The following is an 18,187-nucleotide window of genomic DNA, read 5'->3' as shown; positions in this document are numbered from 1 at the left end:
ATACCAGATATATCCGGAGTACTCGGGATGACCCCAAATGGTCATGACATGGTATCTGGACACCAGAGTGTGAATTAGTGTTCATGAGTAGCGAACTGTCTCTGATAGTGATCAGTGCCAGAATAAACGCAGCGTAGTATGGCATCCAGAAAACTGCAACAGAGTCTCGCACAGACTTACAATCACCCAAGTTACGAGGACCCATACGACGCGGTGAGAGATTATCGTCGTGTACAGCAAGCCGCAGCGACGAATCCGGAGAAGAGTTCGTATGCGCTTGCTGACAAACTAGACCTTCCGCGTAGCCGGATTCGGGGATGGATCGACGAGGAATCAGACACGATGCCGGATGCCGCCAGAGCGATCGAAATCGCCCACAATATGGGGTGGATAGAGCCACATGATGATCGAGCCCTGCCGTTGGCTGCTCTTGCCGGACACCTACTTGCTGGTGGATCAATAGCCCAGAGTACGTATGTTCCGAGTATATGTGAAGGCCGCCGCGTTTCCCCTATCGAGATTGAACGTGCATTCCAAGCGGTTGGCGTTCGGCCGACACGACGACACGAACAAAGCGACAACCGAGCAACTGAGGTTTATCCGGCTGAACACGCATCCGTTTTGGGACGAACGTTGTCAGCATGGGGCTGTCCGGTTGGTGGGAGAAACGACATCCGGTCACCACCGAAATTGATCGTGACGCTGGGCGATGCTGGTCGCAAGATGTTTCTAGAAAGTTACGTAAGTCACCGCGCGGTGACGTTCGACAGCAAAGCGACATGCCGATTACAAGGTGAACAACCAGAGTCGTTCCATGAGGCCATCGCCAAATTAATCATGAAGTCTACTAGTGAGTCAGTGAGTTATGGAAGCCGTGGTGTGACAGTGTCAGCGGCCGCGATGCAGGCGCTCGAATTCGCGGAATGACATATGCTCCTACAGCCTAACGTAGCCGTATCGACAGCGGTTGTTCAGCGTCCATGTGAGTCGAGATCTGTCTTCAGGTCGTCGATTTCGTGCTGTAGTTTCCAAAGTAGCAGTGTCATCTGGTCAATCCTAGCTGAGTATTCTTTTATCTCGATATTACCCGAGGTTGTCCAAAGAACTTCTTCTACCTCATGAATATTTTCTTCGACCAGATCCAAGACATCTCGAAGTTCGCCGGTTGAAGATCCGTCTTGATTCATCTTATTTCTAAGTACTATCTGATTCGATAAGAACCTCTCGACGGGCGGGAAACTTAATGATGTTGTCAGATGCCATCCACCATTCTTCTGGTGGAACTAACATACCGGATATATCTGGCTGTATCTGAGGCCACCTGCTCTATTGTGGGTTGAAATCTTATTGTGCCATGTTGTCTATGGTTTTATGATTACCAGCTCAAGATATGATCCGTCGACTGATGGCTGTCCGGTCAACTTTGTCATCGGTCTTGTAGCTGTACACCGACATGTCGATCCCATTGACGTACCTGAATTATCATATTACATCGATGCGGATCTTATCAATGACTTTTTGCGAGATCCACCAGAACATGGGCATCTGCAGTTCGAGTGGGAGGAAGTGACAATTGTGCTTAATGCGGACAGACATGTCGATGCCATCAGCTCAGTCTCAACAGACTCGGAATCGCCAGCAATGCTCAAACAATGAGAAACGTAGTTCACAGGTTGACAGACAACTACAGGATAGAACTCGATAGACTATTCCAATATGCACGGTGGCGGGCAGCCATCCAAACCGATTCTGGTAATAGTTCTTCCGTCACTTGGGCCCCGGATCCAGTGGTCGTCAACGAACAGAATTCAAAGGTAAACGTGATGCTGGACAGTGTCTTTGAGATTGGTGAAGATGTCCTTGACGATCCGGATGATCTTTGGCCAATAATCCTTCACAATAGTTTGGAGGAACATGTACGCGAATTCTTGCAAAGACTATCGATCAATCACAATGATGTAGTTTGTATTCAAGGCGGAACGTTTGAGTATAGGCAATTAGTCGGAACCGAGCTTAGCGCATATCTCTCCCGGGAGCCGGTTGCAATGCCAATTATCCTGGAGAGCCATTCAGCTGAATCGTCAACATCCTCTATAGAGGATGACTCAGAAACGATGGCTGGCGGAAGTGTAACCGTTGGGGTGAAGCCTACAGTCCGTGAGTCTGATCCTACAGAGATCAGTGAGTATGTCACCACGTATATAGGTGCATTGAGTGAGCCAGAACTGCCCATTGTGGATTTCAGACGGTTTACTCGTAGCGATCTATCCACGGCATGGGGACAAGAGCTACTCAGGGGAATTTTAGCTGCATGCTATGATTCGACAACTGGAGCAATGATTCATTTACCTATGAGAGAATTAGACGGATCTGTCCGCTTCATACTCGATACGTATACTCAGGAAGTTATCGATATTCGTCAATCAAACAGAAAAACCGAAGCAAAAGTTCCAACTGCTGACCAGCCTGAACTCGCAGAAAATTGGTGGCATCTGGGAGAGTCAGCCTGACCTCAGTCAACTGGCGATCATAGAGTGGTCTCCAGCAACACCCAAGATCGAACGAGCCGAAGAAACGGATCAATCCATCGACCAGCTGACGGAGCGGATCGGAATACTCACGCAACAGGCCTCTGAGCTCAAGGGACAAAATTCTTCCAAATACGGGGACTGATCTTTATCCCCAACCGCAATTCCTGTGAGATGAGCAAGGGCCGCTTGAGGCAAGCAAATTACAACAGCAACTCTCTGGTCACCATCCCGAGGGATACGTTTCTGCTGAGGCGCTATGGGCATCGACAGTTGAACGACTTCATTGAATCCGCGGAAGGCGTCGGGTTTCATTGTTTGACGGCTTGTTCAACGTTGTAGACGGCGGCGGCAAGTGTAATTTCACGGAACTGGCGGTACCATGCCCGCGCTCGGACAGCGGAGCCGTACGAGCGCTTGATCACCGAGTTCACAGCCTCACAGATTGACCGTTGGTTGTAAGTTCGTCTTCAATTCGCGCGTTGTGCGCGTGATCATAGGGAGCGAAGACTCGGTACTTAATCAGCGGTCTTACGCCTTCTGAACGCAGTTCTTCGCGGAAGCTCATATCGTCGTAGCCTTTGTCAGCGGCGAGACTGAGCAGGTCGCCGGCGTTCCGTCGGACGACCTGCGGGCCGATCTCCGTTTCGCTTGGCCACTTCGCGCTGCAGTGAACATCGATAACCGCGCCCTGCGCGGTATCGACAAGGAACGCCGCCTGTATTGTCCGTACATCGCGGTCACAGCGTTTGAGATAGTGATTCGACGGCTGTCGGCGGTCGAAGTAGATGGCGTCGATGGCTACGTGACCCGACCGGTCGAGTAGCTCCGAGGAGAGTCGGAGCAGCTCTCGCCAGATACGCATCGGTGCCCGGTCGAAGGACTTGCAGAGGGCGGATGGGCCGGGGAACTCGCCGCGCTCTAACACGAGCGCGGCTCGTATCCGCTCCATTTCTTCAGCCCAGTCAAGCACTTCTTGGAGCATCGCTTCCATGTGAAGCCGGATAAAATGCAGGACGGCATGCTTCCAGCCGGCAACTCCGTTGCCGGCAGGATGGCTGATCTGGATGAGCGCTGCATCAGTAAGTTTTCGTGCTATCGAGACGGCTTGCTTAACGAAGCGGAAGAGTACCTTTTGTACAACTGTACTCAAATAAATCTCAAGTAACGCTATATTTTGATCCTGATGGATCAGCTATGATTTAGAAACGGTATCGAAGTCAATGGTACTACGTCTGGTTGAATAGATCTAATTCATGTACATAAACAAATTGATTCCAATCAGCTGCAAGGGTCTCTCACCGGCTTATTGGTTGTATTAAAAGACAATACACTCATTTTAGAGGGCTATATTATAGAACCCAAGAGGCGAGTTATTTTGCCAATATCTACTGTTGCCGTCAACTGAATAAGCGGCAATCACTTATAATCCATCAGGTATTATAGTAGTCTATACCTGATGCCCGACGGTCATCCGATCAAACATACCGATGACGGAGCCCCTCAGCAGGCACCAGATAACGGTACGTATACAGCGCCGACTTCCTATGCGCCGTTTCCGGCGAAGGATGGCGTTGACTCAGACGGCCGGAAGTACGGACCGATAGAACGCCGTGGCATTGAAATCGAAGTCTCTTCGCCCGTTGATGACGTTGAGACGTTATTCCGTCGGACGCATCTCACTGCTCAGTTTCACGCCGAGAATAGTGACTACTGGACGGATATCACTTGGTATGAGAATGATGGTGGGAAGCTCTATGATGAGGTTATTCTGAGTCTCTGCGAGGAGAAATTAGAACTTGAAGAGATTTATCCAGCGGAACTTGATATCCCCGAGCGACGACTTAAAACGCTCTTCTTGCGACTAGCGCGCGGACAAAAAGGGACAGAACTGCACACGTATTTATCTGGTTCCGATTCTGTTGATCCCATCGTTCATAAACTGCTCGGATATGAGGGACCGGATGACATCCCTTCATATAACGTCTTACAGCGTGAGTTCCGCGATCTTGATGAAGAGAGCGAGCTAAATATGGATGCATTCCAGGATGCGGTAACGAGGGCGGTCTATGCTGCCTATCGAGCGGGAGTTGTCCCACCGGACGCCATCAAGGAGTCCTACTGTTTTGATGCTGTTGCGCCACCACTAGATGAAAAGTCCGTCTCACGTGAGACAAAAAAAGAAGAACTGCGGAATTGGGTGCGCCTTTTGTTGGATTCCACTACCGATCCGCTAACCTTCGACCGCACTACCGAGAAGGTGGATCATGACATGCGGGCATTCATTGGTGCCCTCGCCACATCGGCATTATTCGACTGTGGCTTAGAAGCAATGAAGGATGTCTGTGATTGGGACTATCCCCGAGATAATATCCCATCGGGCGGCTGGTTACACAACTATATTCCTGATCGGGTCTCGCCCGACTATGATCTGTCCGATTTTTCATCCGAGTCAGACATCGCCCCAGTGGCATTAATCGATGAACAATTCGATGCGGTACACACCCAGACGCTGGCTCTAGCGAAGGAGTTTGGATTTTGGTCACGGTCAGATCCGCTCAAGATTGGCGCTGATATGTTTCGCGTCGATTGGACGGGAGACGATATTGAAGCTACGGTCGGCCGCCCACCGAAAGCTGATAACGAGGCGGTTACTGCACAGTGGACCTTTCTCGTTGCGGGTGGGATTGAGACTGAGAGCCGATTTGTCCTCGGTGGCCGTTTGTTGCCGACACTAGATGAATATCCGACGGCTCTTGATGAGATTCTATCGAGTAGCTTCGACACCGTCGATATTGATTCGATCTTTATAGACAGCGAAACCGTTAGTGGAGAGTTGATCAAGACAGTCCGACGTTTCGCGGGCGACGATTGGGTCATCAGTGCGCCGGACCATACTATTATCAAAGGGTTGAGACGGTTAACACCGCGCAACTATATTGGATTTGCTCAGGACGTGAAGTGGAACATAGAGCCCATGCCGAATGTAGTTACGTACCCATACGATAGCGATGATCCGGATATTATCGAAATCGATCCTGGCAAGGTATTAACAGAGGAGATACAATATGAAGACGACGACGAAAAAATTGCCGTCCCATATGATATCCCAGATGAGGAGGACGCCCCGGCTCAGGCCCCACTGGACCCTGACAACTCCATACCGATGCTTACCGAAGCGTTTTCTGACGTGGCCGGACAGGATGGGGTAGGAATTAATAGAAACCACACGCATGCGACATATCTCACGGACCGCTCCCTACGGAATCGCTCGGCAGCTGGAATACGGTATCAGTATATTCAACGATGGGCTATCGAGCCGACTATCAACCAGATCGTGAATGATTTCATGCCGCATATCAAAAGCAAAGACGATCGACAGCGTTTGTACGGTATGCATATCGCCATTCTGTTTTATAATTGGCATACGCTAATCAATCGGTGTCTCTCACCACGCGGGCTTCGGCTTGATATTACGCATACCGAACTCCTCCAAGCAATTCGGGAAGTTGCTTTTGAGCCAACGGATTACGATGCGTTTTGGTCAGAATAACACTACCAGCCGTTGGATCCCGGACCTACGAAACTGCACTCCGATAGCCGCATGTCACAGGTGAACTTGTGAAACTATGTGCAGACTCCAAAGTTCAAGTAACTACAGTCCACTCTTGTTTATAAGGAGAGTTTGTCAAGATGAGCGAATACGCAAATTCCCAAGTTCGAGCGAAAGTGTGGGTGACACCAGACCAAGCCGAAGCACTCCGGTCAGCGTGCTACGCAACTGGTGTCGACTATCTCCAACAACGAAATGAAGCAATTGTCACGACGATGTACGATACTGGGCTCCGGGTCGGCGAACTCGTCCAACTCGATGTTGAATTGCTTCGAAACAACAACTCAGAGCTCTACCTACCCACCGGCATTCAGAAGGATTACCCGAATCAGAACTCGCCACCGCCAGTGACCCTCGAACTCGCTGACGACACGACACGGCTACTTTCTGCGTATCTCACCAACCGATGGAAAGACACGCCATCCCTCTTCCCCTCTCGCTCCTCAGAACGCATCAGCGAACAAGGCGTGCGGAATATGCTTCACAAGATCGCTGAGGAGGCAGGAATTCGACCCTACAAACTCGATGGGAGTCGAGGCGATCCAAGCGACGTTACACCGCACGCGCTACGGCACGGCGTTGCTTATCGAATGATGAACGAAGAAGACGGAAACACGCTGTACGATGTCCGCAATCGGCTTCGTCACCGAAGTATTCAGACGACTGAGAGGGTCTACGACCACTTGCTAAAGGTGTGAGTGACAGATACGGGGCCTGCCTGCATCAGCAACGAAGACAGCTCACGACCTCAGCGAGTCACGAGCGCACGCTGATGAAACGCAACTATAGTCGCATTGCCACTACATCATCGCCGTCCGTCGATCACTCTTTTGTCACGAGAACAGACACGCAAGTAATTGGTCGAGTCGCCCACCTTAGAGAGTAATCCCGTTTGTATCTTTACAGAAGGCTATCTCCCAGAGGACCTGGAGTTACTCGCCAGCGATGACTCTGTTATGGTACGTAAGATGGTCGTCGCTGAGTTCGTGGGGGTCTGCGATATATAGCTGGGTTCCGTCAACGGCGTCTTCGTAGGTGTGCGTCACACGGTGCGTCTCTGGATCAACGGTGAGCCGACCGTAATCGAAATCAGCGTGATGATTGGGGCAGAGGACGAGGATATTCTCGGGCTCGTCAGGCCCATCATGCGGACGGCCGAGCGGCCGGATATGGTGCGCTTCGGCATACGGATCCTCGTCGGGACCTTGCCGGGAGGCACCGCAGACTTGGCAGGTGTGGTCGTACATCCGCTTCATATCGTGCGTGAGGTCGGTGTTACGGACCACCCGACTCCGTGTCGTTTCGACGCGCTCCGGGTCGGGCGTCGCCAAGTCCCGGGCCGGTTCCTGTCGGTCAGCGTTCTTCGCACTCTCTAGCCGGACAATCTCCGCAGAACTGAGTGTACTCAATCCATCGTCCACTTCCACGCCAGATGCCAGAATATCCTGAACTGCCTCGACATCGGTGACCAACGCGTCCACAGGCGGGTGCGAACATCGGAACGTGACGTGGCGCTCGATAGTCGTCGGTGAGCAGCCGTACTCTTCAGCAATATCGGTGACTTCGGTATCTGGACTGGAGCGATACGTCTCCCGGATGGTCTGACACTCCGTCGTTGAGATATCCTGACTCCGATCAGTCGGTTCTCGTGGCGGCGCATCGATCTCGTGGGTACACTCACCGTTGACGTGCGCGAGCACAGCCTGATACTCGTGCTCGACAGTATCAGCGTAGGCCATAACGCTATCAGCATCTCGAACTCCACGACGGAGCTGCGCACACTCCTCAGCCGTCACTCGATCCCGCCTGAGAATCTCCTCCTTTGCGACTGTCGGCGCTTCGACAGCGGTCTCGTGGGAACACGCTCCAGTAAGGTGCCGGACAAGTGTCTGCCAGCGACGCCCAGTCGAAGCTTGGAGCGCTTCGATAGCCTCTCCTGCGGCGTACCGGTCTCTGATACCACGACATTCGGGAGCAGTTACGCCGTGGGTTCGACCACGTGATATCGGAGGTTCCTCGCCATCGTGTGAACACTGTCCAGTCAGATGGTCGTGGACCTTCCGACGCGGCAGCTCTTCTTCGACCGAGAGTTCGTACGGGGTTTTCCCGTCGCGGTACGCCACACGCCACTCTTGACACCGCTGTCCCGGGACCTGCTGTTCTTCAGTCGTCATCGGTGAACATCTCGTTGTATTTAGCGATTGTTTGACTCCCGACACCGAGTTCGGTACTGAGGTCGCCAGCGGTCAACTCTTCTCCGTGTGCTTGGGCGACACTGAGGTACGCGCCACCGACAATCCCTGCATCACTGGCGCTGTCTCCAACATCCGCGCCGGTCGATATCTCGCGTGCATCGTCAGCATACACGGCCGGGTGCTCGGAAAAAGTAGTCTGAAGCGCCGCAATTGCCTCATCAAGCGTCTGGGGTGGAAGCACGTCCACCGGGACATCGTCAGCCAACTTCAGGAACGATTTGTAGTTATTCCGGATCGAAACATCGGTCTTGTTCACGAACTCGGAGATTTCACGTTGACGGACATCAAGCCCGTGTTTCTTGGCGACGGCATACAGGATCGCTCCGGCGACAGTCGTCGGTGCGAGACCACTGTGGAGATTGCGGTCTTTCCCACGTTCAAGCAACTCGAAACATTCCGCCGCCTGATCCTCTGTGAATCCGAACTCCTCAATACCGTCATCGAGGTACGTATCCGCTTCAACCGGTGTCGGCTGAATCTCCAATTCAGACATCAACTTCGCGCTCAGATGTTGGATGTTCTTCTGTGACTTCCGAGCCTGATCCGCGATATCCGGGAGCGAAATCGGTTCGTCCTGCCGAGTACACGCGAGATGAAAGCACGCACCGGCGACACTATCAATCGAATCGTAATCATACCCAGACCGGAGGACATCACCGCCCAACCGGATCCCATCAACCATTGTGTCCTCTGCAGCGTCAAGCGCCTCACCCATTCGCTCGATCTCGGTCCCAATATACAGCAACACCGAACGTTCCGAATACCGAGCCTGCATCAGTCAGTAAATAACAACTCTACTGTATGTAACCTTCGCTGTAAAGTTGGTGCTCGGAGACGATCTGGCCGTCTCAACGCAGCTCGGCCCATTGAAAGAACAGGTCGCTTTTAGGCAGGTTGGCCTTTCAGCGCGCACTTTCGTGTCCCAAACCGAACCAAGAAGAGCGGAGTCGTGCCAGCACCTCCTCACTCAGTCATGCTGAGCACAGAACCACGCTCTCACAGGTCTACCCGTCAGAGTGCTTCGTCAGCCGCTTCAAGCGCCTCAATTGCTGCACGCAACTCTCGATGTAAATCGTCAGTATGAGATACGGCTTCACTCTCGGTCGAACCGGGCGCAGACCCATCGTCCTCACAAACAAAACTGTAAGCTCAAACCCCCTTCCTTCTGCTGTTGTTGAGTACCCGGCTTTGAACAAGTCTTCTCGCTCCTCCGCAGGAATCCCTGCTTCGTCCTCTTCGATATAGCAATCCAGTCTCTATGTCACCAACGGTAATCGTCACATCCTCGCCAGTATGTTCGACTGCGTTCTGGATCAGGTTTTCAAATAATTGTGCGACTCGGATCGGGACAGCTTGGATCGTTCGCTCAGTCTCAACGACGAGCGTTGCTCAGTAGTATCCACATTTCGCTAGCAGCATTCAGTGAGTTCGCCTGGCACAAATACGATCAATTCTCGAACCCATTAGAGGAACGTCAAACTATACTTCTCGTGGATCCTCAACGAAACGATAAAATCCCCGGGAGACCTTCTCAATCCACCCCGCACTGGTGAGTTGTCGTAGGTGAAAACTCTCGTTGCCCTCTTCGATTCCGATATGCTCTCGCACGTGTGCTGGCGTGGTGTATCCCCAGGGTTCCCCAGCATTGCGGCCTTCTTGCAGGAGATCCATAATCTCCTCTTCGGCGGGTGAGGGTTCGTAACTCTCGTTGACCATCCTATCTGTGACTCGTAGCATGAGCAAAAATGTGTTCTGCTCTTAATTAAGCTATACACTAATATTCTATTCCACTATGAATTACAAAGTTATTTGTACTTGGAAATAGAAAGTAGATTTGCACGGCCGGTTCGATATGGGTTTCTCCCTGAGTGGTGGCAGGGATTGGGACCTATCTAATCGCTCCATGGAAAGTGGGGGTGGTGGTAGGCTGAACCGGCACGTGCTCCCCTCTAGTAACAAGGGAACGGATCTCAAGTCAAAAAGCAAAAAACATGATGAAGAATACAAACGAATCATTTCCAACCAATGTCCGGTTAGAAGTGTTTGACGGCGACGGCTACCGCTGCCGAATATGTGGCGAAGAGTGGGTGGAGAAGGGTGGTACCGCGCGACTCGAAGCACACCATATCGAGGATGATCCTGATGGAATTGAGTATCACCATCCCGACAACGGGACGACTCTGTGTGAGGTGTGTCATCATTACATAACGACCCGGATGCCTGATGATCTTCCGTTCCAGACGGACACGGTACAAGAGGAGCTAAAACTCTTCACGTACGATTTCGAGATCATCAGCACTCTCTCACGCCGCGGTCCGGCCTCAGTACAGGAGATCATGGCAGATATCGACGACAATAAGTCGAATATGGCGACCCGGGAGCGACTCTGGCATCTCATGGGTCACCATCGACGAATCGACCGACTCACTCATCCCTTGGTGGACCAAAGTGCCGATACCGGCGAGTGGGGGCTACCTCATCAAATCAATCGGACAGCACGCGGTGAATTTCCGAACGATACGGGCAAACTCATCAAACGGTTCGAAGATGAACTCGTCCGTCGCCTCCTGAACTACGGGATTGACCGTTCGAAAATCGCGGCTGACATGGGTGTCCACGAACGCACCACTCACTACATGCAGAAGCGCGCGCTCGCGTACAGACTTCCACTTGGTGATGATTCATCTGACCAAGACCTCGACAAACAATCAGTCGGTGCGAAATTTCAGACCTTGACATCGTTTCTGACAGACTCTGAAACCGCTCAGGAAGGGAAATCAGAACAGAGAGAGGACGAAGTGACTACAAACGCCGGTGAGGTTACTGTTGGTAAATCGGAACTCTCTGAGATGATCTCCCAACTCGAAACCCTGATAACTCACCTGAGAGTGGAGCGTTCACCGGATACCTCAATACCTGATCAACCGGCGGCTGCTGCGGAAGAATCTGACTGAAGATTTCTGTATTAAAACCACGATTGGCCAAACATCGGGTTTGTTGAAACTCTGTTCTTTAGATATGGCTTCGAGTGAAACACCCGGTTGCTGAGAGTTGCCGAAATATCGGCGCGATGTCTTGGTCTACAACGAGCTGATGTGGCACACCATTCAGTTTCTCGCAAACGTAGACTAGCTCGAAGTCGGACGCTGGCGAGAGCACGCCTAGACGACTAACGGCGCGACCATCTTGCGGGTCGAAACTATGCAGAATCCGTCGATTGAACCGTTGAAGATACTGATTATCTCTCGTTGTTATCGCCGTATCAGTCGTCTCGTTTCAATTCCGCGACGGATCTTCTAGTCGTCTCGATGGCGGCATAGATCCCGTTCGATCCTGGGGCTACGGGTTTCAATCCCGCTCTGGGTTTTCTGGTTGTCTCGACACGCCGGGGTACAGTACCAGGAAGGCCAGGACGTGTTTCAATTCCGTTCTGGGTTTTCTGGTTGTCTCGACGAGCCGCCTGCGCCAGGGAACAGGGCACTGCCGTCACGTTTCAATCCCGCGCTGGGTTTTCTGGATGTCTCGACTATATCCAACCAACTTTCGCAGCCTGCTCGGCCATGTTTCAATCCCGCGCTGGGTTTTCTGGATGTCTCGACTATATCCAACCAACTTTCGCAGCCTGCTCGGCCATGTTTCAATCCCGCGCTGGGTTTTCTGGATGTCTCGACCACTCATCCCGATCGACCTCCTGGACGGCCTCGCGGTTTCAATCCCGCGCTGGGTTTTCTGGATGTCTCGACTAGTGCCGACGATCAACACCCCGACCAACGCGATCAGTTTCAATCCCGCGCTGGGTTTTCTGGATGTCTCGACAACAGGGTCGTCGTAATCCTTGATCTCAATGTCCTGTTTCAATCCCGCGCTGGGTTTTCTGGATGTCTCGACCGAGGAATACTGGTCGGTCGAATCGAGCGGCCTGGTGTTTCAATCCCGCGCTGGGTTTTCTGGATGTCTCGACCTCGAAAGCCGCCGTCGTCGGTCGCCAGCAGTGAGTTTCAATCCCGCGCTGGGTTTTCTGGATGTCTCGACGCCGCGGCGCTTTTCACGTCGTGGCGATTCACCGGCGTTTCAATCCCGCGCTGGGTTTTCTGGATGTCTCGACACGCCAATTGGACCGTCGTCAACCTCGAATCCCGGTTTCAATCCCGCGCTGGGTTTTCTGGATGTCTCGACCTACACGAGGACGGCGACTCGTACGCTGTCTACGAGTTTCAATCCCGCGCTGGGTTTTCTGGATGTCTCGACCCGATCGGGCCCCAGCAGCGGCCGCGTCGTCGCGTTTCAATCCCGCGCTGGGTTTTCTGGATATCTCGACCTGCCTCTCTTTCCAGCTGCGTGAACATCTCATCGTTTCAATCCCGCGCTGGGTTTTCTGGATGTCTCGACCAGTTGCGCGATCCGCCCGCGCGTGTCCCGAACGTAGTTTCAATCCCGCGCTGGGTTTTCTGGATGTCTCGACTGCCAGCGCTGTGGGTCGTGATACCGCCGCCGAATGTTTCAATCCCGCGCTGGGTTTTCTGGATGTCTCGACCTCACAGATCTGACCGCTTTCCAGCGAGACATGCTGTTTCAATCCCGCGCTGGGTTTTCTGGATGTCTCGACGTCTCGGCAGGTCGTTAGCCACCCATGAGGCAAAGTGTTTCAATCCCGCGCTGGGTTTTCTGGATGTCTCGACTATCTCGTAATAATCGGGACCAGAATCTCTCTGTCCCTGTTTCAATCCCGCGCTGGGTTTTCTGGATGTCTCGACAGACCGCTATCTGAACCGTCCTGTCCAAGGAAGTTCTGGTTTCAATCCCGCGCTGGGTTTTCTGGATGTCTCGACTGTATAGCTAAACGTAGGTTGTGGCTCGCCGAGTTTCAATCCCGCGCTGGGTTTTCTGGATGTCTCGACCGGGACGGACTTCGTGACGAATTTCGCAGATGCAATGTTTCAATCCCGCGCTGGGTTTTCTGGATGTCTCGACCCGGCAGTGACGCCGCTGCTCGATATCGCCGGAGAGCAGTTTCAATCCCGCGCTGGGTTTTCTGGATGTCTCGACTATATCAGTGTAGATGCAACTGACGCCGACCGAGCGGTTTCAATCCCGCGCTGGGTTTTCTGGATGTCTCGACCCTGCAACAGGCGTTCTTGAATCGGCTGATGGAATCGTTTCAATCCCGCGCTGGGTTTTCTGGATGTCTCGACTGTGACCTAAAACCGATAGACGGCATTGACTTCTAGTTTCAATCCCGCGCTGGGTTTTCTGGATGTCTCGACCGACCTGCACACGGATAACGTCCGCGAGGTCCGAGTCGTTTCAATCCCGCGCTGGGTTTTCTGGATGTCTCGACTTCCCTGATATGTCGCAAGGCACTGCTGCCGTCCGGGTTTCAATCCCGCGCTGGGTTTTCTGGATGTCTCGACCCGACGACCAAAAGACCGTCGTCTGATTCATTGCTGTTTCAATCCCGCGCTGGGTTTTCTGGATGTCTCGACTAGGCGAACAGATCCTTGACGAGCGGGATACGGCTAGTTTCAATCCCGCGCTGGGTTTTCTGGATGTCTCGACAACCCGAGAGTACGCTATCGGGAGACGATCCATACCGGTTTCAATCCCGCGCTGGGTTTTCTGGATGTCTCGACGCTCGGAGTCGTTGACATCTTCTTCCAAGTCAGCGAGTTTCAATCCCGCGCTGGGTTTTCTGGATGTCTCGACGATCCAGACACATTTGAGGAACAGTGGTCGACATGTTTCAATCCCGCGCTGGGTTTTCTGGATGTCTCGACAACCGCTCGGAGTTGACAACTATGGCAAGTGACGGTTTCAATCCCGCGCTGGGTTTTCTGGATGTCTCGACCGAAAACCGTGCCGCCAACGATCACGATCAGGCCGAGTTTCAATCCCGCGCTGGGTTTTCTGGATGTCTCGACCTGGCCGCCGACCCCCTACTCGTCTCGGACGACGAGTTTCAATCCCGCGCTGGGTTTTCTGGATGTCTCGACGCACCAGGCGACTCCCGACGCGGAGCACCAGAAGCTAGTTTCAATCCCGCGCTGGGTTTTCTGGATGTCTCGACGGGCCAGATGGCGCTGTACTTCCGTCAACTCGGACTGTTTCAATCCCGCGCTGGGTTTTCTGGATGTCTCGACCTGATATTATCGAAGACGAGCTACCGGAGGACCTAGTTTCAATCCCGCGCTGGGTTTTCTGGATGTCTCGACCGCTGTCGTCGTACCAACTGTTGTAACTCATTCTTGTTTCAATCCCGCGCTGGGTTTTCTGGATGTCTCGACCGTTGATATCGGCTGCTCGGTCTTTCATCACTCGCTGTTTCAATCCCGCGCTGGGTTTTCTGGATGTCTCGACCTGCATAGCTTCGGACAAGTGCGCTAACAGTTCGTGTTTCAATCCCGCGCTGGGTTTTCTGGATGTCTCGACGTGCATGAGCGTCTGTCTGGCGGCTCTACGATTGTCGTTTCAATCCCGCGCTGGGTTTTCTGGATGTCTCGACGTTATATGCTGGCGACCCAGTAACCGGCACCGTGTTTCAATCCCGCGCTGGGTTTTCTGGATGTCTCGACATGACGTACCCCACCGGTTCACTGCCGTCGTAATTGAGTTTCAATCCCGCGCTGGGTTTTCTGGATGTCTCGACATGATGCTTATCACGTCGTAAACGCGCATACAGGCGTTTCAATCCCGCGCTGGGTTTTCTGGATGTCTCGACCAATCTGGGAGTATCTACGCAGCCGACATCGAGGACGGGTTTCAATCCCGCGCTGGGTTTTCTGGATGTCTCGACATAAAAGCGCGAGATATCAGGATTGATAACTGGACTTGTTTCAATCCCGCGCTGGGTTTTCTGGATGTCTCGACCCTGATAGGCGTTGTTGTCGCCCTGCGTGACGATCTGTTTCAATCCCGCGCTGGGTTTTCTGGATGTCTCGACCCGATACAGCGACTGTGACGGCCAAGACCGCGCGTTTCAATCCCGCGCTGGGTTTTCTGGATGTCTCGACAGATCGACCGCCACGGGGGGATTCGTCGAAATGTGTTTCAATCCCGCGCTGGGTTTTCTGGATGTCTCGACGTTGACGCTTACGCGAGGGGTAAAGGAGCATGAGTTAGTTTCAATCCCGCGCTGGGTTTTCTGGATGTCTCGACAATGAGGATACTGACTGAAATCCTCACCGAAATATTGTTTCAATCCCGCGCTGGGTTTTCTGGATGTCTCGACCTGTATCTGCACGAGCGATTTTGACACCTTTCAACTGTTTCAATCCCGCGCTGGGTTTTCTGGATGTCTCGACACTGCATAGCTTCAGACAAGTGCGCTAACAGTTCGTGTTTCAATCCCGCGCTGGGTTTTCTGGATGTCTCGACCCCCGAAGGCTCGCACGACGACGTTGTAGACGCCTTAGTTTCAATCCCGCGCTGGGTTTTCTGGATGTCTCGACGTCTCGACCGAGCATGACGAGAACATGCCCGGAGAAGTTTCAATCCCGCGCTGGGTTTTCTGGATGTCTCGACGTATCGGCTACGTTTGTGCTGCCGAGAACGATGACGGTTTCAATCCCGCGCTGGGTTTTCTGGATGTCTCGACGAAGCGGCTGGCCCGGACCCTTGCCGCCACCATGCAGTTTCAATCCCGCGCTGGGTTTTCTGGATGTCTCGACACAACCGGCCCTGATCGGCTCTGTCCTGCGATCGAGGTTTCAATCCCGCGCTGGGTTTTCTGGATGTCTCGACCGCGGCACTCGCCGCGATCGTGCTTGTGAGCACGGGAGTTTCAATCCCGCGCTGGGTTTTCTGGATGTCTCGACCCGCGGATCGGTCGGACTCGCTCGCCACATGGGCGGGTTTCAATCCCGCGCTGGGTTTTCTGGATGTCTCGACTCGTCGAGCTTGTCCCCGAGCCGGAACCAGACCAGGTTTCAATCCCGCGCTGGGTTTTCTGGATGTCTCGACAATCGCACCAGGGGCGATAGCCGCCACACTGATGACGTTTCAATCCCGCGCTGGGTTTTCTGGATGTCTCGACTGTGTGCGGAGTCTCTGGACGCGGTCGGCCCAGTCGTGTTTCAATCCCGCGCTGGGTTTTCTGGATGTCTCGACCGTAGGTTATCCTCGCATGTGCATCGGTGCATACTCGTTTCAATCCCGCGCTGGGTTTTCTGGATGTCTCGACCGTTCTTCTCTAGCTTCCGGTGATAGGCCCGGTAGTTTCAATCCCGCGCTGGGTTTTCTGGATGTCTCGACACGTGAACCGCAACGGCGGCGATCGGGCGGTGTTGTTTCAATCCCGCGCTGGGTTTTCTGGATGTCTCGACCACCGAACCGGAGGTTCATGCATGAGTGACGACGGGTTTCAATCCCGCGCTGGGTTTTCTGGATGTCTCGACCAATACACTCGGATACGGTACAATCAGTCTCACCGTGTTTCAATCCCGCGCTGGGTTTTCTGGATGTCTCGACCACGTCGCGACATACTCCTCGGCTCGATCAGGCGAGGTTTCAATCCCGCGCTGGGTTTTCTGGATGTCTCGACCGCGAGATTCGAGACGCTGGTAGTTTTTTCGACGCGTTTCAATCCCGCGCTGGGTTTTCTGGATGTCTCGACCGTAGGCATCAATCACCGCATAACCGATCCCCGGTTTCAATCCCGCGCTGGGTTTTCTGGATGTCTCGACCCGAGAAGTCGATGCGATGAGCGAGGACCGACCGCAGTTTCAATCCCGCGCTGGGTTTTCTGGATGTCTCGACTTGGCTGAATAGCCCACCGACCAAGAACAGCAACAGGTTTCAATCCCGCGCTGGGTTTTCTGGATGTCTCGACCTCCGAAGCGTCGTAGAAGATCGCACCATCGAGAAGTTTCAATCCCGCGCTGGGTTTTCTGGATGTCTCGACTGTTTGATCCGTTCCCGGCGTCTTCGTCCTCATCGTGTTTCAATCCCGCGCTGGGTTTTCTGGATGTCTCGACAGTAAGCCAGTGAGCACGCTCTCGCAGCTCGTCTGGGTTTCAATCCCGCGCTGGGTTTTCTGGATGTCTCGACACTGTCTTCGAGCTGCGGCCTGGCGTGACGTGTCGTTTCAATCCCGCGCTGGGTTTTCTGGATGTCTCGACTGGTTGTGCGTCCTGTTCCTCGGGGCTCTCGTCGTGTTTCAATCCCGCGCTGGGTTTTCTGGATGTCTCGACGGGCGGGGACGTTATCGAGATCGAGGACTATCCGAGTTTCAATCCCGCGCTGGGTTTTCTGGATGTCTCGACCTGGGTCCGGTCGCTCCATGTCGCTCATGGAGAGCAGTTTCAATCCCGCGCTGGGTTTTCTGGATGTCTCGACCTCGAAACGTAGTCCTCGAAGGCCTGCCGGATAAACGTTTCAATCCCGCGCTGGGTTTTCTGGATGTCTCGACAGGGGGTGAAAATACGGCTATAGGGATCAAAAACCTTTCTCAGTGCTCGAAATTCAGTACCGTTTACATCGACCGGGGCTGTACAAGGATTTTATAAAGGTCAACGTAAACCCCGTTAGAGCACATTCGATTGCTCATCAGGCGGATCGGACCCGAGGTCGGTCGTGTTGTTTTGACAAGCTTCACATAGACGGTAGATGCGAATCCGATCTCCATCTGATGGCTCAATATGTGATTCAAGCTCGTCTTCCAGCTCGACACGCTCTGTTTTGCTTACATCGACCTCGAAAACGCTGTACTGCCGCCAAGCTCCGTACCGCTGGAGCGTTCGGTACACACGCCTACGGTTCGAGTCCGAACTCACATCATAGGCAATTGCCAGACGCAT

At 53.2% G+C, this 18,187-nt stretch carries 11 protein-coding genes, 1 pseudogene and 1 CRISPR repeat array; of the genes and pseudogenes, 6 read left to right on the top strand and 6 right to left on the bottom strand.

What is annotated here, in order from left to right; translation table 11 throughout:
* The first annotated feature begins 138 nt into the window (after positions 1 to 138).
* Entirely contained in the window at positions 139 to 927 is a 789-nt protein-coding gene (locus AArcS_RS14380; RefSeq protein ID WP_238478107.1) for a hypothetical protein, read from the top strand.
* Positions 928 to 971: 44 nt separating this feature from the next.
* Here the strand turns inward: AArcS_RS14380 and AArcS_RS14375 are convergent, their stop codons facing one another.
* The gene (locus tag AArcS_RS14375) at positions 972 to 1,187 is read right to left on the bottom strand and encodes a hypothetical protein (protein WP_238478106.1); all 216 of its coding nucleotides are present in this window, start codon (positions 1,185 to 1,187) and stop codon (positions 972 to 974) included.
* A gap of 184 nt (positions 1,188 to 1,371) precedes the next feature.
* Between AArcS_RS14375 and AArcS_RS15975 the strand changes: the two genes are divergently transcribed.
* Positions 1,372 to 1,656: a HalOD1 output domain-containing protein gene (locus AArcS_RS15975; RefSeq protein ID WP_375139621.1), complete on the top strand. Its 285-nt coding sequence runs from the start codon at positions 1,372 to 1,374 to the stop codon at positions 1,654 to 1,656.
* A gap of 131 nt (positions 1,657 to 1,787) precedes the next feature.
* Positions 1,788 to 2,510 carry a hypothetical protein gene (locus tag AArcS_RS14370; protein ID WP_238478105.1) on the top strand — a complete coding sequence of 241 codons (723 nt, stop codon included), beginning with the start codon at positions 1,788 to 1,790 and terminating at the stop codon, positions 2,508 to 2,510.
* A gap of 329 nt (positions 2,511 to 2,839) precedes the next feature.
* On the opposite strand, the pseudogene AArcS_RS14365 reads toward AArcS_RS14370, so the two are convergent.
* Positions 2,840 to 3,681: pseudogene (locus AArcS_RS14365) on the bottom strand (IS5 family transposase).
* 306 nt (positions 3,682 to 3,987) lie between these two features.
* On the opposite strand from AArcS_RS14365, the gene AArcS_RS14360 reads away from it, so the two are divergent.
* Together AArcS_RS14360 and AArcS_RS14355 are read left to right on the top strand one after the other, a co-directional pair.
* Entirely contained in the window at positions 3,988 to 6,081 is a 2,094-nt protein-coding gene (locus AArcS_RS14360; RefSeq protein ID WP_238478104.1) for a hypothetical protein, read from the top strand.
* Positions 6,082 to 6,221: 140 nt separating this feature from the next.
* The gene (locus tag AArcS_RS14355) at positions 6,222 to 6,839 is read left to right on the top strand and encodes a tyrosine-type recombinase/integrase (protein ID WP_375139620.1); all 618 of its coding nucleotides are present in this window, start codon (positions 6,222 to 6,224) and stop codon (positions 6,837 to 6,839) included.
* A 234-nt stretch (positions 6,840 to 7,073) separates the two neighbouring features.
* Here AArcS_RS14355 and AArcS_RS14350 read toward each other — a convergent pair whose 3' ends face one another.
* The 3 genes from AArcS_RS14350 to AArcS_RS14340 all read right to left on the bottom strand — a co-directional run bounded on the left by AArcS_RS14350 (position 7,074) and on the right by AArcS_RS14340 (position 10,112).
* Positions 7,074 to 8,315, bottom strand: a complete 1,242-nt coding sequence (locus tag AArcS_RS14350) for an HNH endonuclease (RefSeq protein WP_238478102.1) — start codon at positions 8,313 to 8,315, stop codon at positions 7,074 to 7,076.
* Positions 8,305 to 9,171, bottom strand: coding sequence for a transcription initiation factor IIB family protein (locus AArcS_RS14345; RefSeq protein WP_238478101.1), 867 nt, complete (start codon positions 9,169 to 9,171; stop codon positions 8,305 to 8,307). Before AArcS_RS14345 ends, AArcS_RS14350 begins: the two co-directional genes overlap by 11 nt.
* A gap of 704 nt (positions 9,172 to 9,875) precedes the next feature.
* On the bottom strand, positions 9,876 to 10,112 hold the full coding sequence (locus AArcS_RS14340) for a type IV toxin-antitoxin system AbiEi family antitoxin domain-containing protein (protein ID WP_238478100.1): 237 nt from the start codon (positions 10,110 to 10,112) through the stop codon (positions 9,876 to 9,878).
* Positions 10,113 to 10,387: 275 nt separating this feature from the next.
* On the opposite strand from AArcS_RS14340, the gene AArcS_RS14335 reads away from it, so the two are divergent.
* Entirely contained in the window at positions 10,388 to 11,350 is a 963-nt protein-coding gene (locus AArcS_RS14335) for an HNH endonuclease (protein ID WP_238478099.1), read from the top strand.
* Between the two features lie 391 nt (positions 11,351 to 11,741).
* A CRISPR array of direct repeats spans positions 11,742 to 17,799; the repeat unit is 37 nt; unit sequence GTTTCAATCCCGCGCTGGGTTTTCTGGATGTCTCGAC.
* Between the two features lie 115 nt (positions 17,800 to 17,914).
* On the opposite strand, the gene cas2 is transcribed toward AArcS_RS14335, so the two are convergent.
* Positions 17,915 to 18,187: a CRISPR-associated endonuclease Cas2 gene (gene cas2, locus AArcS_RS14330; RefSeq protein ID WP_238478098.1), complete on the bottom strand. Its 273-nt coding sequence runs from the start codon at positions 18,185 to 18,187 to the stop codon at positions 17,915 to 17,917.

Origin of the sequence: Natranaeroarchaeum sulfidigenes, from assembly GCF_017094485.1 — an archaeon.
GTDB lineage: Archaea > Halobacteriota > Halobacteria > Halobacteriales > Natronoarchaeaceae > Natranaeroarchaeum > Natranaeroarchaeum sulfidigenes.
This window is presented reverse-complemented; position numbering and strand designations above follow the sequence as displayed.